The organism is Neotamlana laminarinivorans (assembly GCF_020523925.1).
In the GTDB taxonomy this organism is placed as follows: Bacteria; Bacteroidota; Bacteroidia; order Flavobacteriales; family Flavobacteriaceae; genus Neotamlana; species Neotamlana laminarinivorans.
The window spans coordinates 184893-205405 of record NZ_JAJAPW010000006.1; the positions used below are offsets into that span (position 1 = coordinate 184893).

A 20513-nucleotide genomic window follows, 5' to 3' on the forward strand; every position below is an offset into this window, starting at 1 on the left:
ATGGATAACGTTAATGTACTTGTAGTTGAGGATACACCTGCCGAAAGTGATGCTTTGGTTAAAGTATTAGAAACAAACAATTATAACGTTATTGCTGTTGCCAGAGATTTTAAAAACGCTTTACAGTTATTTTATGCAAAAAGTGTAGATATTATTGTTTTAGATATTTTTTTAAACGGAAACCCAGAAGGGATTACTTTTGCCGAAGCTATAAATGCAAACCCAAGTGTAGCAAAACCTTTCGTGTTTTTAACAAGTTCTACAGATAGGAAAATATTTGAAAGAGCTAAGTTAACACAGCCTTTTAGTTATTTAATGAAACCGTTTAATGAGCTTGAAATTTTATACGCCTTAGAAATGGCTGTAGAGAAATTTTACAATCAGCCCGATGTGTTTTTAAGTGAAAATGAAAACACCATTATAAGTAAAGACTATTTATTTATTAAAAAAGGAAAATCGTTAAAAAAAGTACTACTAAATGATATTATTTTTATTGAAGTAGAAGAGAAGTATTGCAATATTATTACAGAAAATGAAAAGTTTGTAATTTTAATATCTCTAACAAAAATATCACAATTACTTGACGATAATGTTTTTAAAAAAACACATCGAAACTTTATAGTAAACACACAAAAAATTATAGAAATTATACCTGGCGATAACCTTATTGTTTTAACAGGAAATCATAAAGCTACGCTTAGCGATACTTATAAAAGCATTCTCAAAACTGTACGTACACTTAAATAACTATTTTTTAAGCCCAAGTATTTTCTGCTCTAAAAATTTATACCCAAATTTTCCGTTTTCATGGAAAAGAATAATCGTTTTGTACCTATTTATTAATAATACACGCTATTTGGTTATATGTTTATAAAGTATTTTATAAACGCTTTAACCATTGTACAATGCAATTTAAATCGAAAATAAAACAAATAAGTAAGTTTAAAACTAAGCCTAAAATGGAGATAGAAAACACTAGAAAAAAAACGTCAGATTATTTTGTAGCATTATTAGTTATTGCGGTACTTGTGCAATTAGGTTTAATAATTTATAGTTTAATTCAATTGTAATTCTTAGTAAATTTAATGAAATACAAGGTTAAGGGGTCTTGTAAATTATTATAGCTATTAACATTTATATAATTACTTTGAATCAATTGAGAAGAGGAGTATTAATAAAAATTATTACTCTAAAAAAAAGAGCTCCATTTGGAGCTCTTTTTTATATAATTATTTTTAGTGTTTAAAATGGCGTGTTCCCGTCATTACCATAGCTAAGTCGTTGTCGTTACAATAATCGATGCTTAATTGGTCTTTAATAGAACCACCTGGTTGAATAACCGAAGCAATTCCTGCGTTTTTAGCAATTTCTACACAATCTGGAAACGGGAAAAAAGCATCGCTTGCCATAGCAGCACCGTTTAAATCGAATTTAAAAGTACTTGCTTTATGTATGGCTTGCTCTAAAGCATCAACACGACTGGTTTGTCCAGTTCCGCTTGCACAAAGTTGTTTGTTTTTAGCTAAAACAATAGTGTTCGATTTGGTATGTTTACATATTTTTGAAGCAAATAATAAATCTTCAATCTGCGCATCTGTTGGCGCTAAGGTTGTAACCGTTTTTAAATCTTCAGCTTTATCTGTAATTTCATTTCTGTCTTGAACTAAAATACCATTTAAACAACTTCTTACATTGGTTTTTGGCATTTCTACATCATGAATTTCTAATAAAATTCTGTTCTTTTTACCTTTTAATATTTCTAACGCTTCCGCGGAAAAAGACGGTGCGATAACCACTTCGCAAAATAGTTTGTGAATTTCTTCAGCTGTAGCTAAATCAATTTCAGTATTACTAATTAATACACCACCAAAGGCAGAAACTGGATCGCCAGCTAAAGCATCTACATAAGCTTGGTGTAGGGTGTCGCGTTGTGCTAAACCACAAGCGTTGTTATGTTTTAAAATAGCAAAAGTTGGAGCTTCATTTTTAAATTCAAGCATTAAATTCACTGCTGCATCAACGTCTAATAAATTGTTGTAGCTTAATTCTTTACCGTGAAGTTTGGTGAATAATTCATCAAAATTTCCAAAGAAAAATCCTTTTTGGTGTGGGTTTTCTCCGTAGCGTAATGTTTTACCATTAGTTTCGCTAATTTTTAAAACGGTTTCTTCATTATTCTGATTAAAATAATTAAAGATTGCCGAGTCGTAATGCGACGATACATTAAATGCCTTTGCTGCAAAACGTTTTCTATCTTCTTCGCTAATAGAACCGTTGTTAGCAGAAATTAATTTTAAAAATTCGGCATAATCATCAACCGAAGATACACAAATTACATCGGCATAATTTTTTGCAGCAGCGCGAATTAAAGAAATACCGCCTATATCTATTTTTTCAATGATATCTTGGTTACTTGCTCCAGAGGCAACTGTTTTTTCAAACGGATATAAATCTACAATAACCACATCAATTTGCGGAATTTCGTATTCTGATAATTCGGCAACATCACCATCATGGTTTTGTCGGTTTAAAATTCCACCAAAAACTTTTGGATGTAATGTTTTAACACGCCCGCCAAGTATTGAAGGATACGAAGTAACATCTTCAACAGGAACAACGTTAATACCTAAATCGTTAATAAATTTTTCTGTACCACCTGTAGAATAAATGGTTACACCTTGTTTGTCTAGTTCTTTAACAATTGGCTCTAATCCGTCTTTACTAAATACTGAAATTAGGGCTGATTTGATAGTTTTTTCGTTGCTCATTAGTGTTGTGTTGTTTAATGAAATTGAGTGTTATTTTGTTGTTTTTTGTAATAAAACGCAAAAGTACTCAAAATCATCAAATAAAAAACCAACGATTTACTTAAAATGAAGCGATTTCTTAACTAAAAATAGAAGTTATTAACAGAACAATTTAAAGGTTTATTTAAAATGAGTGGCTTCTTAGCTTTTTCGCCTAAAGTATTTCAGATACTTTCTCGCAAACAAACTCCAGAAAACGTTCGTCTGCTTCAGTGAAAGGGTCTGGTGTGTTAGAGTCTATATCTATTTGTCCAATATTTTCACCATTAACAAAAATAGGAATCACTATTTCGGCTTTTACGGTTATGCTGCAGGCAATATAATTGTCTTGGGCAGTAACATCTGGCACCACAAAATTTTCGTTGCTAACAGCAACTTGCCCACAAATACCTTTACCAAAAGGAATTATAGTATGGTCGGTAGGTGCACCAACATAAGGGCCTAGTTTAAGTTCTTCTTTATTGCCATTTTTAAAATAAAAACCAACCCAGTTATAATATTCAATATGATTTTCTAGAAGCTCGCAAATTTTTAGTAAACGCTCATCTATTGTTAAATTGGAATTAGAAACAATAGTAACTACTTGTGGTTTAAGTTTGTCAAAAATCATAATAAATGGTTTAGGTTTATTTTAGTATTTTAATTACGAAATAATAAAATATTAATTATCGAGCAAAAATATTTAAAAAGCTGTAATTTCGGTATTGGTTTTAGAAAAATTTAAGTGAAAGCATTGTTTGTAAAATATAAAGGCGTTATAAAATTTATACTTGTTTTTTTGGTGGTGTATGCAGCATTAACTTTTATGTATAAATTTTACTTGCAATTCTCTAGTGGTAATAAATTTTATCCAGATTATATTACCCATACATTAGCTAAACAAACCGAATTGGTGTTAACCGATTTAGGTTACAATGCTAGAGTAGAAGCACATGCTAACGAGCCTTCTATGAAATTAATTTTAAACGGTAATTTTTTGGCTAGAATAATTGAGGGGTGTAATGCTGTAAGCGTTATTATTTTATTTATTTCGTTTGTAATAGCTTTTTCTGGAACGTTAAAAAACACTTTGTTTTTTATTATTTTTGGTAGCGTTATAATTTATGTAGTAAACCTTTTGCGTATTGTAATTTTAAGCATTGGTCTTTACAAATACCCGCAGCATTCACATGTGTTGCATTCCGTAATTTTTCCAGCTATTATTTATGGTATTTTGTTTTTACTATGGATTTTTTGGGTGAACAGATTTTCTAAACTTAAAAATAATGAGTAAAGCATTTACATATTTAATTATAGCAGTATTGTTTGTGATGTTAATATTAATTAGATTTTTTGAAGATAATTTGTTTTATGATCCTTATTTAACCTTTTTTCAAAACGATTATCTGTATATTGATAGTCCGCGTCGTGAATTAGCTAAATTATTGGTAAATATAGTTTTTAGGTATGTTTTAAATACCACAATTTCTTTAGCCATAATCTATATGTTTTTTAAAGAAAAAAGTATAGTTAAATTTTCAGGTGTAATTTATGGGGTAGCGTTTGTAATTTTAATTATTCTCTATCTATATTTTGTTATAAACCCAAGGCAAGAAGACTATTATTTGTTTTTTAATATTCGCAGATTTTTAATACAGCCAATACTTTTATTATTGTTATTACCAGCGTTTTATTATCAAAAAAAGCAAAATTTAAATGTTAAGAATTAATAAAATACCTTTTTAATTTCAGGCTTTTGTTTAATTTTGTATCAATGATTAAAAAAGTATTTCATAAAATTTTTTCTAGCACCTTGGCGTTGCTCGTGTTATTTTCTACGGTTTCATTTACTGTTGAAAAGCACTATTGTGGCGATGTGTTGGTAGATGTTTCGATGTTTACCAGTGTTGAAAAATGTGCTATGGAAAACATGGAAGTGCTTTTAAAAATGAATTGTTGTAAAGACGAAGTTAACGTTGTTAAAGGTCAAGACGAGTTAAAATTATCATCGATTGAAGATGTTAAGTTAGCTCCACTTCAATTTGCAACACTTTACGTTTATACCTATTTAAATTTATTTAAGGAAGTAGAAAAGCAACCTATTCCCTTTAATAATTATTCTCCGCCCAACTTGGTAGCCAATGTACAAGCGCTTCACCAAGTTTTCATCATTTGATTTTTTTAGAATATGTAATGGTGTTTTGAACTATTTCACCACGCCAAGTCGAGGTGTTTTTTCAGGATCTCATTTTGTTTTTCGCTTTCGCGGAAGATATTCCGAATTTATAAATCAAATAAAAAAATCATGACACATACATATACAGTTACAGGCATGACTTGTAATGGCTGTAAAGCATCTGTTGAAAAAGCATTACTTAGTTTAACCGAAGTAGAAAAGGCTGAAGCTAACATTGAAAAAGCTGAGGTTGTTATAACAATGAAATCGCATATTTCAATAGAAAAATTACAACAAGCATTACCCGAAAAATATAAAATATTGCAACCTAATGTCTTTAATACAACAATTACAAAAACTGAAGAAAAAAGCGATTGGAAGCAACTTTTTCCGTTGTTTTTAATTTTTGGATATTTAATTATAGCAGCCACTTTACTAAATTCTAAACCGTGGAGTTTTAGTGGTTTTATGCTCGATTTTATGGGCTTGTTTTACATTGTTTTTAGCTTTTTTAAGTTGTTAGACTTAAAAGGTTTTCCAGAATCGTTTAAAATGTACGATCCGCTAGCCAAAGTTGTTCCGGTTTATGGTTGGGTTTATCCGTTTATAGAAGTGGCACTTGGGTTAATGTTTTTAATGCGTTTTAAAATTACCGTAGCTTTAATTTTAACTTTAATTATTCTGGGTATCACCACTATTGGTGTAACTAAAACATTACTCGATAAAAAAGCCATACAATGCGCGTGTTTAGGTACAGCTTTAAAATTACCCATGACTAAGGCGACTTTTATAGAAAATAGTATCATGATTATTATGGCAATTGTCATGTTATTTCAATTAACACAGTAAAATACTAGTTACCCTTTGCGTTAGGGATTGTAGCGGCATCCTTTTTTTGTCACTTCGAGTGTTTTACGAAGTATGAGTAAAATGTATCGAGAAGAGGCATAAAAAAGATATAGCGCAAAGCCCGACCCTTGTGGTAACGCCCAAAAACAAATACATGAAACATTTAATATATTTATTGTTGCTTTGGCCAATGTTAAATGGGGCTCAGGATAAAATTTCTGGTACCATTTTCGAAGCTAACAACAATAACCAAAATTTACCTTTAGCTGGTGCCAATGTGTACTGGTTAAATACAGAAATTGGTGCAGTTACTAACTTAGATGGCGAATTTAATTTACCTTATAACACCAATTATAAAAAATTAGTAGTTAGTTATGTTGGGTTTAAAACCGATACGTTAACTATTAACGAACTTAAACCTATTAAACATTGGTTGCAACCAAGCGATAATTTAGATGAAGTTACCGTGACCTCGCGTAAGCGAGCTACAGCAAAATCGTTTTTAAGTGCTACTAATGTAATGACGGTGAGTAGCGACGAGCTGTTAAAAGCGGCGTGCTGTAATTTATCTGAAAGTTTTGAAACCAACCCGTCTATTGATGTGAATTTCGCCGATGCAGTTTCGGGTACCCGACAAATAAAAATGTTAGGGCTTACGAGTCCGTATATTTTAATTGCTACCGAAAATATTCCAACAGTTCGAGGGGCTTCGCAAGCTTTTGGACTAAGTTTTATTCCTGGAACTTGGGTAGAGAGTATCCAAATTACCAAAGGAGCTGGTAGCGTGGTTAATGGTTTCGAGAGTATTGCTGGCCAAATAAATGCAGAATTGGTTAAGCCAACTACCGATAATAAATTTTTTGTAAACTTTTACGGTGCTTCCAGCGAGCGTATGGAGCTTAATACACATTTTAACACCAATGTGAGCGAAAAATGGAGCACGGGTTTGTATTTACACGGTAATACGCATAACCAAAAACACGATGTTAATAACGATGGTTTTTTAGATATGCCCTTGTACAACCAAATTAATATAATGAACCGTTGGCAATATACTAATCCGCAAAAAGGATTGGTAAGTTTTATTAATTTAAAGTTTTTAAATGATGAAAAACAGGCCGGACAAGTTGATTTTAATCCAGATACCGATAAGCTTACTACCAATTATTGGGGCAGTGAAATTGATACCAAGCGTTACGAAATATCAGCTAAATTAGGTTATGTGAATCCGCAAATACCTTGGCAAAGTGTTGGTGTGCAAACGGCTTTTAGTGGGCACAAACAAGAATCGTATTACGGTTTAAATGTTTATGAAATAAACCATAATAGCTTGTATGCTAATGTTATTTATAATTCTATAATTTCGGATTCTAGACATAAAATTAAAACAGGACTTAGTTATACTTACGACCATTATGATGAGGTTTTAGATGTTGATAATTTAAACCCTAATTACGAACGTACAGAAAATTCGGTTGGTGCTTTTTTTGAATATAATTTCGATAATTTAGAAAAACTGAATTTAACCGCAGGTTTACGTGTAGATCATCATAATTTATTAGGTACTTTTATAACACCACGATTCCATGCGCGATATACGCCTTGGGGTAAATCGGCTTTTAGAGCATCGTTTGGCCGTGGTAAGCGTAGTGCTAATATTTTTGCCGAAAACCAAAGTGTTTTTGCTACATCTAGAAGTATAAATGTATTAAATAATTCGGGTGAAATTTATGGTTTAGATCCTGAAATTGCTTGGAATTACGGGTTGTCTTATCTGCAAGGTTTTAATCTTTTTGGAAGAAAAGCCGATGTAACTTTAGATTTTTATAGAACCGATTTTAAAAACCAAGTGGTTGTAGATTATGAAAATCCGCAAGAAATTAATTTCTATAATTTAGATGGTGAAAGTTATGCTAATAGTTTTCAAGTAGAAATGAATTATAATGTGTTTAAAGGTTTCGATTTGCGCACAGCATATAAATTTTATGATGTTAAAACCGATTATAGCTCAGGCAAATTAGAAAAACCATTAACTCCTAAGCACAGAGTTTTTGCGAATGCATCGTATTCTACAGCATTAAAAGATGATGGTAAACAATGGAAATTTGATGCCACTTATAATTGGTTAGGCACACAGCGTTTTTCATCAACAGTAATAAACCCAACAGCATTTCAGTTAGGCGATCGTACACCAACGGTAGCAACATTAAATGCACAAATAACAAGAGTGTTTTCTCCAAAGTTTGAAGTATATTTAGGAGGCGAAAATATTACCAATGTTAGACAAGATAATCCGGTTTTAAGTGCAGACGATCCTTTTGGTTCGTATTTTGATACTACCTTTGTGTATGGCCCTATTTTTGGTAGTATGTATTATGCAGGATTAAGGTTTAAAGTATTGTAAAAAAAATAGATTTTAAAATAAATTAATAATAATATTTCCGCTTTCGCGGAAATGAAAAAAGATTAATAATATGAAAAAAATAACAGTTATAGCCATTATGCTATTGGCCACGGTAACATTTGCACAGAGTAAAAACGAACAAGCTACCATTGAGGTAGATGGGGTGTGTATGATGTGCAAAAGCCGAATAGAAAAAGCTTGTTTAGCAACTAAAGGAGTGAAAAGTGCTAATTGGAGTGTAGAAACCCACGAATTAAAATTGTACTATAACGCACAAAAAACCAATTTAGATTCTATTAAAACCAAAATAGCTTCGGTTGGGCACGATACTAAAGATATTAAAGCTACTGAAGAACAATATTTATCGGTTCACCCATGTTGCAGGTATCGTGATGATGCTTTAAAAGATGAGCATAAAGAATAATAATTTTCGAGTTGATTTAACATGGTTTTGTGGTTAATAAGAGTTTTTAACCGCAGAAAAATTTAGCGTAAATTTTAGTTAAATTTTTGCCAACAAAAATATCACGGATTCTACTTATTGCTACTTTTATATCGTTCTTTTAAATAAGAAAATTATGAAACAAGACAAAGCAAAAGGAAAAGCTATTTTACCTAAACAAGCGGTAAAAAAAGCTCCACAAGCTCCTGCTAAGAAGAAGTAGTTTGTGTTTTGGGTTATTATGTGTAACCCTTTTTTTAAATTAAATATTTTTACTAATAATTTAGCCACCTAAAGGTGGCTTTTATATTTATTTTTGTATGATTAATTTAAAATAACAAACTCTACACGTCGGTTAGCTTGTAAATCTTCATCAGAGCAATTGTTTTTGCAATCAATAAAAGGTTTAGTTTCACCAAAACCTTTAGAGATTAATCGGTTTTTATCTATACCGTTTTTAATAAGAAACTTAGCTGCCGAACCAGCACGTTTATCAGATAATTTAAGGTTGTAGGAGGCACTACCTTTATTGTCTGTATGTGCATTTATAGCTATTTTCATTTCGGGGTTTTCTTTTAAAACTTTAACAATTTTATTTAGAGAAATAGTAGATTCTTCTTTGATATTATATTTGTTATATTCAAAATATATGTTTTCTAACAAAATACGTAATTCGTTATTAATTTCAGCAATAATTGGTTCTGTAGCACTTAGCATTATGTTTTTAACGTAATTGGTTTCTGTGCCATTATTACTGTTAAAAACTTCAGATGCATCTTTAAATCCATCTTTTTTAGCAGTAATAGTATAAGTTTCAAACGGTGAAACATTAAAGTTATATTTTCCATCTTCACCAGTTATAATTCTGCCAATTTCTTCATTATCATCATCTTTTAATACAACAAGGGTGTTAGGTAATTTGATGGAGGTGTCGCGGTCTAATATTTCGCCTTCAATATGCTGAATAATTTCAGTATTAATGGCGGTGTAAATATCGTAACTCCCACGCCCGCCTTGTCTGTTTGAAGAAACATATCCTTTGTTTTTAGCAGCTAAAAAGTAAGCTAACTCATCGTAAACTGTGTTTATAGTATTTCCTAAATTTCTTGGTTCTCTATAATTGTTATTAGAAATTTTACTAACAAACAAGTCGTAACCACCTATGTTTTGATGTCCTTCTGAAGAAAAATATAAATATTTACCATCAATTGAAAGTGATGGGTATTTTTCGTTTTTTTCTGTGTTAATAGTATTTCCTAAGTTTTTTGGTGTGCCTAGAGAGCCATCAGGATTAATTTTTGAAACATATAAATCGAATCCGCCAAAAGAATCGGGCATGTTAGATGCAAAATAAAGCTTATCTCCTTCTGGACTTACATAAGGGTTTTCAATAGAAACGTTATTTTGATTTATGCCAAGTAACTCTTCATTTATCCAATTACCATGAGAATCTTTTTCAAGTACCGCTTTGTAGAGTTTGAATTCTAAAGAGTTTTCTTTGTTGCTTCTGGTGTAATAAACAGTTTTTTGATCTGTAGAAAACGTTAATTGATCTTCACTGTTTTTAGTATTTAATATTCTTGAAAAAAGTATTGGTGAACTTAATTGTCCATTTTTATCGATGTCTAGGCAGTAGTAATTTTTATCTGCTTCACCAGTGTTTGGATCAATTTTAGCTAAATCACCAATTTTTTTTGATGAAACTAAAATAAGTTTGTTTCTAAAAAAACCAGAGCCTAGTTCAGAAAATTTTGTGTTAACACCAGCGTCTAAAATTTCAAAATTAAATCCGTTAGTTCCTATTATATCTGAAGAAACTATATTGATTTTGTTGTTACTTTGATTAGAAACTCCTGAATTGTTTAAATTAGATAAACCTTGTTGACTAATACCAATATTAGAGATTAGGAAAACTACGAGGTAAAATTTAGTTTTCATTTTTAAAATGAGAGATTTGTTAAAAAAACTAAAATAATGATTTTTATATAATTTTAACAAAAATTTAGATAAAAGGTACTATAACTCGCTAATGTTTTAAACTAATATTAAGTGTTCATTTTTAGTAATTCTTCTAAATAGTTTCTAGAATTTGATAAACGCGGAATTTTATGTTGGCCACCAAGCTTATTATTTTGCTTTAACCAATCGTAAAATAGATTTTCTCGAGCAACATTTATCTTAGGTTCTTTTAATGTTATATTATTAAATCGTTTAGCTTCATAGTCAGAATTTAAGTTTTTTAAGGCATCATCAAACAATTTATTAAAATTATCCATGTTACTTGGTGGTGTTTTAAATTCTATTAACCATTCATGAGCTCCTTTTTCTTTACCTTCCATATATATAGGAGCTGCAGTAAAATCTTTTATATCGCTGTGTGTTTGCTTGCACACTTGTTTTATAGCATTTTCTGCATTTTCAATAATAAGTTCTTCTCCAAATACATTAATGTGGTGTTTAGTTCTTCCCGAAATTTTTATACGGTAAGGGTTTAGCGAGGTAAACCTAACTGTATCTCCAATTTTATAGCGCCATAATCCTGCATTTGTGGTAATAATTATGGCGTAATTTTTACCAAGTTTTACATCGTTTAATGGAATGGCATATTCTTGCGGTGTTGCATAAACTTCCATGGGAATAAACTCGTAAAACACACCATAATCTAGCATTAGCAATAACTCATCGGAATCGTTTCTATCTTGAATAGCAAAAAAGCCTTCAGAAGCATTATAGATTTCATAATATCGAAATCCAGATTTTGGTAATAGTTTTTTATATTGATCTTTATAAGGTGTAAAACTTACACCACCATGAAAATAAACTTCTAAATTAGGCCAAACATCAAATAAATTATTTTTACCAGAGGTTTCTAAAACATTATTAAGTAAAACTAGCATCCAAGATGGTACTCCTGCTAAACTAGTAACGTTTTCGTTTATAGTTTCATTAACAATAGCTTGCATTTTATATTCCCAGTCACTCATTAAAGAAACTTTATTGCTAGGAGTGCTGCTAAATTCTGCCCAAAAAGGCATGTTATCTATTAAAATAGCCGATAAATCGCCAAACGAAGTACCTTTTTCTTTATATAATTGTTTGCTGCCTCCTAAACGTAAGCTTTTACCTGTAAATAATTGAGCGTCTTCATTATTATTTAAGTACATACTTAGCAAGTCTTTGCTAGCAGCATAATGGCATTCTTCCAGAGACTCTTCGCTAACCGGAATAAATTTACTTTTAGATCGGGTAGTGCCACTAGATTTAGCGAACCATTTTATAGGTGTTGGCCAAAATAAGTTGCGTTCGCCTTGTCTGGAACGTTCAATTATATCTTGCCAATCGTCATAATTTTGAATTGGAACACGCTCGGTAAAGGTTTTATAACTTTTTATTGAAGCGAAATCATATTTTTTGCCTAATTCGGTGTGTTTTGCAAAATCTAGTAGGTTGAATAATAGCTCATTTTGAACTTCGTTGGGGTATTTTAAAAAGAGCTCGATTTGATGAAATCGTTTTTTTAAAATCCATGAAGCAATTGAATTTACTATTGTTATTGGCATATTAAGTTTATCTTTGAATTTTTAAAAATAAGATTTTTTTTTATGACCTACCAAGGGCTTTTAACAAAAATGGAAACCGAATTTTTAGAACCAATAAATTATTATCTGGTTTTTAAAAATGACTTTATTAATATGAACCAGTTATTGGGTAAAACCATTACAATGGAATTTGTAAAGTATGAATGTTTGAATTGTGGTTTAAATAAACCTATTTACAGGCAAGGGTTTTGTAAAAGTTGTTTTTTTGATATTCCTCAAGCTGCAGATTGGATTATGCGCCCAGAATTAAGTACAGCACATTTAGGGAAAGAAGATCGTGATTTAGAATACGAAAAGAAAGTACAATTGCAACCGCACATTGTTTATTTAGCTAATTCCAGTAATGTAAAAGTAGGGGTTACAAGGAAAAGCCAAGTGCCTACGAGATGGATAGACCAAGGTGCACACGAGGCTATTGAAATTGTTGAGGTTCCTAATAGATATTTGGCAGGGGTTACTGAAGTTGCTTTAAAAAATTATGTAGGCGATAAAACTAATTGGCGTTCTATGCTTAAAAATGATATTAAAGATGAAAATTTAGTAGAATGGAGAGAAAAGTTAAAAGCTTATATTCCAGAGGAAGCCAAAGACTATTTTATTGAAAGCAATACAGAAACAAATTTAGTTTTCCCAGTTAATAAGTACCCAGAAAAGCCCAAGAGTTTAAACTTAAAAAAGGAACATAAATACACTGGTGTTTTAGCCGGAATTAAGGGGCAATATTTGATTTTTGAAGACCAGACTGTTTTTAATGTTAGGAGTAATGAGGGCTTAGTTGTAAATATTACTGTTAATTAAATAAAACAAAACCCAATTGAAATATTTACAATTGGGTTTTAAACTCTTATAAAAAGAAAATATTTTAAATCTCTTCTTGGTCTCTTAAATTTTGAATATAAGCGGCCTTTTGTACTTCGCGACGTCTTTCTACAGATGGTTTTGTAAAATATTGTTTTTCGCGTAAATTCTGCATTACTTTAACATTACGGTGCTTACGTTTATAGCGCTTTAGTGCACGTTCAATGTTTTCTCCTTCTTTAATGATAATTTTTAACATAGAGTTTTTTTAAATAATTAATTTTGTTTTAGGATTATCCTAAATATGTTTTAAGTACTTTACTTTTCGAGTTATGTCGTAATCGTCTAATTCCTTTTTCTTTAATTTGTCTTACACGTTCGCGGGTTAAACCAAATGCGTCACCAATTTCTTGTAGACTCATAGGTTGTTTGTCGCTTATTCCATAAAAATGACGAATTACTTCGGCTTCTTTATTAGATAATGTGTCTAAAACTCGATTTATTTCAAGCTTTAAAGAATCCTTCATTAAACCAGAATCTGGTTTTGGTGATTCATCATGTTTTATAACATCGTATAAATTAGATGTTTCACCTTCTTTAAAAGGCGCATCCATCGATACGTGTCTGCCAGAAACCTTCATTGATTGTTTAACATCACTTATGGTTAAATCTAGCTCTGTTGCAATTTCACTTGCATTTGGGGCTCTTTCATATTCTTGCTCTAAAGAAGAATATGCCTTATTAATTTTATTAATTGAGCCTATTTTGTTTAAAGGTAGTCTTACAATTCTAGATTGTTCTGCTAGAGCTTGTAAAATTGCTTGACGAATCCACCAAACGGCATAAGAAATAAATTTAAAACCTCTTGTTTCATCAAAACGTTTAGCTGCTTTTACTAAACCAGCATTACCTTCGTTTATCAAATCTGGTAAGGTTAAACCTTGATTTTGGTATTGTTTAGAAACAGAGACCACAAAACGTAAGTTGGCTGTTGTGAGCTTGTCTAAGGCTTTTTGATCGCCTTGTTTAATCCGCTGTGCCAATTCTACTTCTTCATCGGCAGTAACCAGTGGTATTTTGCTAATGTCTTGTAAATATTTGTCAAGCGATTTAGTAGCTCGATTTGTAACTTGCTTTGTGATTTTTAATTGTCTCATAAATTACAGATGAATTTTTTAAAAAAGTTCTAATCTATAACTTAATCAAATAATTAAGAAAACCTAATTATTAGGGTACTTTATCTTAAAACGACATAAAATCGCTGCAAATTTACACTTTTTTCATGATTTAAACTTAGTAAATTTTAATTTTTAAATTAATTTACAGTGTCTTGAGCTTTTTTAGTTTTGCTAAATAGGCCTCCAAGTACATTTTTTACAGTTTCTTTTGTTGTGTTCGTTGCGGTTGAGTCTGCTTTTGTTGTTGTGTTGGTTTTACTAGATACAATGGTTTTTAAAACATTATTTACCGTATTACTTTGTTCTTGTTTTATTGAGTCTGTTTTTGTGGTGTTGTTTCCAATTAACCCACCAAGCATATCTTTAACTTTTGTTTTTCCTTGGTCTAGTAGTTTTTGTTTTTCAATTTCAATTAATTGAGTTGTTAGGTTTTTTACACCGCTAGTTAAATCTGTTTTTACACTTGGGCTCGTTAAACTTCCTCCAATATTTGTGGTAACTGGTATAGTAATGTTATTGGCTTCTTCTGTGTTTATTTTACCTATTAATTGATTTACTTCGCTCCCTAAATATTTTGCAGGAACATCTAAGATAGCACTGTATTCTAAACTTTGGTCGAAGCCATGTGAGCCAGAAACAGTTATATCTATATCTTCATACTTTATATTAAAAGGTTTTACACTTACCTTACCATCGGCAAAACTTAAACTTGTTTTTAAATCTTTTAAATTTAGTTTGCTAAAATCTATAAAATTTAAAGCGCCATCTAATTTGCTAATTAAAGCACTGTTTTTATCTTCAATATTAGTGGTTAAAAGTTCGGCTAGGGCATTACCTGAAATTGAGCTTAGGTTTGGTGAAAGTTCATCATCTAACTCTCCTGAGAAATTTAATGTTGTATTTAATTTTCCTTGAAAGAAATTTGCAATTGGTGCAATGCTTCTAAGCATTTCTAATTCTTTAAAAGATTCCGATATATCAAAACCATCTGCGCCTAGTTTTAAACTAAATGTAGGTGTCTCGTTTTTTGTTGAAACATCTCCAGAAACGGTTAATGCGCCATTAAAAATATTAGATTTTAAATTTTCTAAGGTAGCTTGTTGGTCTTTAATATAAACGGTTCCGCTAAGGTCTTTTAAATTTAAATTATCGTAAACAACTGTATTTGCGTTAGCATGAATTATACATTCTAGAAATGCTGGTATTTTTAAAGCTTCGGTTGTAGTTGCTTTGTTATTTTCTTGAGTTTCGGTTTCGGTTTCACTGGTCATAAAATCACTTACTTTAAAAGTGTTGGATTTTAAATAAAAATCACCTTTTAAGGTATTGTCGCTAAGTAAAAATCCCATTAAATTTTTAATTGTTCCGGTAGCATTTATATCGCTTCCTCCGGTTTTAGCTTCAAAATTATTAAGAGTTACATCGTCTGCCTTTAAACTCATTGATGCGTTTGTAATATGAAGTGGATTATTTAAGTCTTCCGAAGAGAATACAAAATCGGTAATACTTGCAGTGCCGCTATTTTTTATTCTTGAGTAAGCATTTGTTTCAATAGCTTCCATATCGAAAGCGGTATTTAAATTTGCTTTTAAAATACCTGTTAGCGCCGTTTCTAATTCTATTGGGTAGGCTTTTGTAAAGTTAGCTAAGTTTAATACACCGTTAATATTGGCGTTAACTAGCATGTTTTTTGTAATGTTTTTTAAACTTGCCGACGATTTAAAGACATCCTGATCTATTTTAAAGTCTAATTGATTAATGTTTACATAAGTATCATCAACATATCCGGTTGTGTTTTTTATTTCGGTATTTAAGTAAATGTTGGTAATACTTTTTGGTAAATCTGGATATTTAAATGAAGCGTTGTTTGATGTTAAACTAATATCGAGAGTAGGTATGGTTTCTTCTGTAACTTTACCTTTAATAATTGCTTTTACTTTAAAATTACCTGTGGTTTTTACGTTTTCAATACTTTTAGAGTATGCTTTAGGTATTAAAGCCAAGAAGTTTTTAAAGTCCGATTCTGGGTTTTCAAAAGTAATATCTACATCTTGTCCATCTTCAAGAAGTTGCACATAGCCATCAAACTCAATAGGTAATTGGTTAATGTAGCCTTTGTTATCTTTAAAGGTGTATTTACTGTTTGCTAAATCTAAACCTATTATGGCATCGAGTTTTATAATATTATTATTCAAGTACTCTGTGCTATCTAAACTAAAGCTTACGTTTGTTTGGGTTTTTGTATTAAGTTCTGAGCTTTCTGCAGAAAATGTACCGTGACCTTCATGGTTTAATTCGGTTAAAAATAGTTTTGTTGAGGTAGCTTCATCAATATACGTAATCGCGCTATTGTTTATGCTGTAGTCTTGAATATCAAAGGTGAAACTACTATTGCTGTCTGCCTCAACTTGGTTTTCGGTTTCTTTAGCAATGTCATAATTAGCATTCCCAAATTTATCTGTTTTTATAGTTAAAAGTGCCTCATCAATAACTATAGATTTTACAGATAAAGGATCTTCACTAGCTTTTTTTAATAGCTCTTTTACATCCATAGTAAAAGCTATGTGTTTTGCAGAAACTAAGGTTTCGTTTTCAAAAGGTTTAAAGGTTGTAATAATTAAATCGTCTACACTAATGTGTGCTTTTGGGAAACTTTTTATAAAACTTAAGCTAACATCTTTAAATTCTACATTTGCATTAACACTTTCATTGGCGTAACGTTTTATAATGTCGTTTAATTTACCTTGAAAAGCAAAAGGAATAATTAATAAAAGAATAAATAAAGTAAGTAGAGTTATGCCTATAATTTTTAAAAGTTTTTTCATGGGGTGGTTGTTTTATTTTATCGCTTCCGCGGAAGCAAATTAAATTAAATATACGATTAAAACATGTTAAAAGATTAAAACAAAGTCTTATCGTTTTGTTAAGATTTTAAAGTGTTTGTAGCTTTAAAGTAAATTAAGCTCTTCATTAGTTTTTAATTTAAATCGTTTTTTAAATAAATAAACACCTAAATATAAAAAAGGTGTATCGCAGGCAGCAACAATAACTTTAAACAAAAAACCACTTACAAGCAAGCCTTTAAAATTATTCCATTCTATAATGCCAAACGAGCATAATAAAAATACAATGGTAAGCGTATCTACAAATTGCGAAAACCACGTTGAAAAGTTATTACGCAACCACAAATGTTTGCCTTTAGTAATGCGTTTCCAGAAGTGATAAATTTGAATATCTACAAACTGTGCAAAAAGGTAGGTTAGCATACTTGCAAAAACAGCTATAGCCGAATTACCAAATACTTTTTTAAACAAATTGTTGTTTACGGCCGACCAAGAGGTTGCAGGTACAATACTGGAAATATAAATAATTAAAAGAGAAAAAAGCGAAGCAAAAATACCAGCTATTACAATATCGTTAGCTCGTTTTTTTCCATAAATTTCACTAATTAAATCGGTAATTAAAAATGTAATGGGGTAAGGTAAAATGCCAACCGAAATTTCGAAAAGTTTACTCCCAAAAATTTCAATATTAAAAGGGTACCAATAAAAAAACTTTTGAAATATAAGATTAGAAACCACTAACGATGTAATAAATAAGGCGCCTAAAAGAATGTAAATACGTTGGGCAGCAAGTTTGTTTTTATCTGTCATTTATAATTGTGAATAATTAACTCATGTAAATATAAAGGAATAAAAATTGTTTTAGTTATTTTGCCATCTTCTATGGATAAACTAACAACATATTACATTGCGCTTGGTAGTAATAAAGGTGATAAATTTAAAAATTTACAAGAAGCTATTCAGGCTATTTACAACCAAATTGGTAATGTTAAGTTAATTTCTAAGGTATACAAATCTGAAGCTTTAGGGTTTGAAAGTGATGATTTTTTTAACTGTTGTTTAATTTTAGAAAGCCAGTTTAAACCAACAAAAGTACTTCGTTTATTATTGGCTATTGAAACCCATTTGGGTAGAACACGAACTAAAAAAGAGGGTTACGAAGCTAGAACAATTGATTTGGATCTAATTTTTGCGGAAGACCAAATTGTAGAAACAAAAACACTGCAATTGCCGCACCCCGAAATGCATAAACGTAAGTTTGTTTTACAGCCTTTAGCAGATATTGCACCAAAAGAAATTCATCCTGTTTTTAATAAATCGGTAGAAGATTTGTTAGTGGTTTGTGAAGATAAATCGGTTTTAGAGCCTTTAAATGTTTGGTTGAAAAATCCAGGTAAGGCTTATGACTTAGCTACTTTTAATTATATAGCTATTGAAGGGAATATTGGTGCAGGTAAAACAAGTTTAGCAACAAAAATAGCACAAGATTTTAATGCCAAATTAATATTAGAGCGTTTTGCAGATAATCCATTTTTACCTAAGTTTTATAAAGATGCTTCGCGTTATGCATTTCCTCTAGAAATGTCATTCCTTGCCGATCGCTACCAACAGATTAGCGACGATTTAGAGCAGCTAGATTTGTTTAAAAACTTTGTAGTTAGCGATTACGATGTGTTTAAATCACTCATTTTCTCGAAAATTACTTTACAAGACGACGAGTTTAAACTTTATCGTAAATTGTTTTACTTAATGTATAAAGATGTTGCAAAGCCAGAGCTTTATGTTTATTTATACCAAAATACCGAACGTTTACAGCAAAATATTAAAAAAAGAGGTAGAAAATACGAGCAAGAAATAGCAGACGATTATTTAGAAAAAATCAATACAGGTTATTTAGAGTTTTTAAAAACACAAACCGACTTTAATGTAAAAATTATTGATGTTTCAAATAAAGATTTTGTAAAAAATAGAGCAGATTATATTTGGGTTTTAGAGCAAATTTGTAAAGAGTAAAAAACTTTCAATAGGTTTATTTACTATTTGTTAGCTTGTAAGTTTTTTGTTTTCATTTTACAGTAATTAATTAATCTTTAAATTAAGCTGTTTTATCAAAAAAATGATGCACAAAGTGTTTTAAATATGTTTATTGTCAGATTATATTTTAACTGAAGAAACACTTCCAAGAACTTTTGGATTTATTTTTGGAGATAAATATTATAAAGCTGTTGAAGCTTATATGCAAAACTCTGATTTGTTGGCTTGTAAATTTCCTGTAGATGGACAAACTATTGAGTTGATTCTTCCCGATCCTACATTTGTTACTATAATAAAGGGAATAACCATTGCGGTAATATTTGTAGAGGTAATTATATGTTTTTTTTTTTTTAACAAAAAAAGTTTTTATGGTAAGCATTTTCCATTAATTGTAATTTTATTTGTGTGGAGTACTTGTTTAATGAGAAATGAATATGCATTTTTTAGTCTGTTATGCATATTAACTTTTTTTGCTAGACCGCAAATGCTAAAGCTATATAAATTAGCTATGGTAGGCACAATTATAATGTTTTTATCTTTCGAAGTTTCGAATATTTCTATTTTATTTTAGTTTTTATACTTTAAAAACTAGGGTTGCAATTCTACCTTTATTATTTTTTAAAACATGCTCGCATAGTTGTATTTCTTTTTTAATTTTTAAATTAAAAGGAGGTTCTAATAAATTAACACCACTGTTTTTTTTTATGCGGTTACCTTGACCGGAAATAATATCGATATTTGGAGTAAAATTACCAAACGGAATATGCTCAGTAAGTATTATGTATTTATACTTTTGAAGTTTTTTAGTAATGCGCTCTATTTCGTTATTAGATAAGTGTTGAAGCACTTGTCTTAAAATAACACAATCTGCATCTGGTAAGTTATCAGTTGAAATATCTAAACATTTAAACTCAAGATTTTTAATTTTAAAAAGTTTTTTATTGCGCTTAATTAAAGCATCAACAATATCAATGGCAATGTAATGTTTAGAGTAGGCTACAATATTTTTACCAATGTTAAAATCTCCACAGCCTAAATCGCAAACAGTAATAGGGTCTTTAAAATTCTTTAAAAAATCAATAACAGAATTTAAATACGGATTTATAATTTCTTTATTATGTGAACCCTCTCCAGAATAAAAATCATGAGTTTTGCCTCCCCAAAGGTTTAAGTTGTAAATTTGAGTCATGGCCGCTTTGGTAGGCCAGGGTGTTTTGTTTTTATAATTTTTCAAAAGTGTTTTGTGTTGATAACAAGTTATTTAAGTGTAGGAATAACTCTTAATTTTAATGTTTTTCGTCGGTTTTATCAAGCGTTTTATCTAATAACATGTTCAGTTGGTGTTAAAAATTTTTTTTAAGTAAGGTTTGCAGTAATTTTACGGCATGAATATTGAAGTAGATG

20 protein-coding genes are annotated in these 20513 nt (G+C 30.4%); 11 read left to right on the forward strand and 9 right to left on the reverse strand.

The window, feature by feature from the left end; all coding sequences use genetic code 11:
* Together LG649_RS13720 and LG649_RS13725 are read left to right on the forward strand one after the other, a co-directional pair.
* Positions 1–747, forward strand: a complete 747-nt coding sequence (locus LG649_RS13720) for a LytR/AlgR family response regulator transcription factor (RefSeq protein ID WP_226544389.1) — start codon at positions 1–3, stop codon at positions 745–747.
* A gap of 158 nt (positions 748–905) precedes the next feature.
* Positions 906–1070 carry a hypothetical protein gene (locus LG649_RS13725; RefSeq protein ID WP_226544390.1) on the forward strand — a complete coding sequence of 55 codons (165 nt, stop codon included), beginning with the start codon at positions 906–908 and terminating at the stop codon, positions 1068–1070.
* 165 nt (positions 1071–1235) lie between these two features.
* Here the strand turns inward: LG649_RS13725 and purH are convergent, their stop codons facing one another.
* Complete coding sequence (gene purH / locus LG649_RS13730; protein ID WP_226544391.1) at positions 1236–2768, reverse strand: bifunctional phosphoribosylaminoimidazolecarboxamide formyltransferase/IMP cyclohydrolase; 1533 nt, start codon at positions 2766–2768, stop codon at positions 1236–1238.
* A 193-nt stretch (positions 2769–2961) separates the two neighbouring features.
* Positions 2962–3417, reverse strand: coding sequence for a GAF domain-containing protein (locus tag LG649_RS13735; protein WP_226544392.1), 456 nt, complete (start codon positions 3415–3417; stop codon positions 2962–2964).
* 114 nt (positions 3418–3531) lie between these two features.
* On the opposite strand from LG649_RS13735, the gene xrtF reads away from it, so the two are divergent.
* From xrtF to LG649_RS13765, 6 genes are all read left to right on the forward strand, one after another.
* Positions 3532–4080 (forward strand): exosortase family protein XrtF, encoded by a 549-nt coding sequence (xrtF, locus tag LG649_RS13740; RefSeq protein WP_226544393.1) that lies wholly within the window; start codon positions 3532–3534, stop codon positions 4078–4080.
* Entirely contained in the window at positions 4073–4516 is a 444-nt protein-coding gene (locus LG649_RS13745) for an exosortase F system-associated membrane protein (RefSeq protein ID WP_226544394.1), read from the forward strand. Before xrtF ends, LG649_RS13745 begins: the two co-directional genes overlap by 8 nt.
* 44 nt (positions 4517–4560) lie before the next feature.
* The gene (locus LG649_RS13750) at positions 4561–4962 is read left to right on the forward strand and encodes an HYC_CC_PP family protein (RefSeq protein ID WP_226544395.1); all 402 of its coding nucleotides are present in this window, start codon (positions 4561–4563) and stop codon (positions 4960–4962) included.
* Between the two features lie 129 nt (positions 4963–5091).
* Positions 5092–5811: a heavy-metal-associated domain-containing protein gene (locus LG649_RS13755; protein WP_226544396.1), complete on the forward strand. Its 720-nt coding sequence runs from the start codon at positions 5092–5094 to the stop codon at positions 5809–5811.
* 154 nt (positions 5812–5965) lie between these two features.
* Positions 5966–8215 carry a TonB-dependent receptor gene (locus tag LG649_RS13760; protein WP_226544397.1) on the forward strand — a complete coding sequence of 750 codons (2250 nt, stop codon included), beginning with the start codon at positions 5966–5968 and terminating at the stop codon, positions 8213–8215.
* A 70-nt stretch (positions 8216–8285) separates the two neighbouring features.
* The gene (locus LG649_RS13765; protein ID WP_226544398.1) at positions 8286–8639 is read left to right on the forward strand and encodes a heavy-metal-associated domain-containing protein; all 354 of its coding nucleotides are present in this window, start codon (positions 8286–8288) and stop codon (positions 8637–8639) included.
* 342 nt (positions 8640–8981) lie between these two features.
* Here the strand turns inward: LG649_RS13765 and LG649_RS13770 are convergent, their stop codons facing one another.
* Together LG649_RS13770 and LG649_RS13775 are read right to left on the reverse strand one after the other, a co-directional pair.
* Positions 8982–10595, reverse strand: coding sequence for an OmpA family protein (locus LG649_RS13770; RefSeq protein ID WP_226544399.1), 1614 nt, complete (start codon positions 10593–10595; stop codon positions 8982–8984).
* 107 nt (positions 10596–10702) lie between these two features.
* The gene (locus LG649_RS13775) at positions 10703–12217 is read right to left on the reverse strand and encodes a GH3 auxin-responsive promoter family protein (RefSeq protein ID WP_226544400.1); all 1515 of its coding nucleotides are present in this window, start codon (positions 12215–12217) and stop codon (positions 10703–10705) included.
* Positions 12218–12259: 42 nt separating this feature from the next.
* On the opposite strand from LG649_RS13775, the gene LG649_RS13780 reads away from it, so the two are divergent.
* Positions 12260–13054, forward strand: coding sequence for a DUF2797 domain-containing protein (locus tag LG649_RS13780; RefSeq protein ID WP_226544401.1), 795 nt, complete (start codon positions 12260–12262; stop codon positions 13052–13054).
* 64 nt (positions 13055–13118) lie between these two features.
* Here the strand turns inward: LG649_RS13780 and rpsU are convergent, their stop codons facing one another.
* The 4 genes from rpsU to LG649_RS13800 all read right to left on the reverse strand — a co-directional run bounded on the left by rpsU (position 13119) and on the right by LG649_RS13800 (position 17885).
* A complete protein-coding gene (gene rpsU, locus LG649_RS13785; RefSeq protein ID WP_226544402.1) occupies positions 13119–13313 on the reverse strand; it encodes a 30S ribosomal protein S21 in 195 nt (64 codons plus the stop codon).
* Between the two features lie 34 nt (positions 13314–13347).
* On the reverse strand, positions 13348–14211 hold the full coding sequence (locus LG649_RS13790; protein ID WP_226544403.1) for a sigma-70 family RNA polymerase sigma factor: 864 nt from the start codon (positions 14209–14211) through the stop codon (positions 13348–13350).
* Between the two features lie 158 nt (positions 14212–14369).
* Positions 14370–17057, reverse strand: coding sequence for an AsmA-like C-terminal region-containing protein (locus tag LG649_RS13795; RefSeq protein ID WP_226544404.1), 2688 nt, complete (start codon positions 17055–17057; stop codon positions 14370–14372).
* 123 nt (positions 17058–17180) lie between these two features.
* Positions 17181–17885: a queuosine precursor transporter gene (locus tag LG649_RS13800; RefSeq protein ID WP_226544405.1), complete on the reverse strand. Its 705-nt coding sequence runs from the start codon at positions 17883–17885 to the stop codon at positions 17181–17183.
* A gap of 72 nt (positions 17886–17957) precedes the next feature.
* Between LG649_RS13800 and folK the strand changes: the two genes are divergently transcribed.
* Both folK and LG649_RS13810 read left to right on the forward strand, forming a co-directional pair.
* Complete coding sequence (gene folK / locus LG649_RS13805; protein ID WP_226544406.1) at positions 17958–19088, forward strand: 2-amino-4-hydroxy-6-hydroxymethyldihydropteridine diphosphokinase; 1131 nt, start codon at positions 17958–17960, stop codon at positions 19086–19088.
* 133 nt (positions 19089–19221) lie between these two features.
* Positions 19222–19680, forward strand: a complete 459-nt coding sequence (locus LG649_RS13810) for a hypothetical protein (RefSeq protein ID WP_226544407.1) — start codon at positions 19222–19224, stop codon at positions 19678–19680.
* A gap of 3 nt (positions 19681–19683) precedes the next feature.
* Here the strand turns inward: LG649_RS13810 and LG649_RS13815 are convergent, their stop codons facing one another.
* Positions 19684–20298 carry a class I SAM-dependent methyltransferase gene (locus tag LG649_RS13815; RefSeq protein WP_226544419.1) on the reverse strand — a complete coding sequence of 205 codons (615 nt, stop codon included), beginning with the start codon at positions 20296–20298 and terminating at the stop codon, positions 19684–19686.
* Positions 20299–20513: the final 215 nt, after the last annotated feature.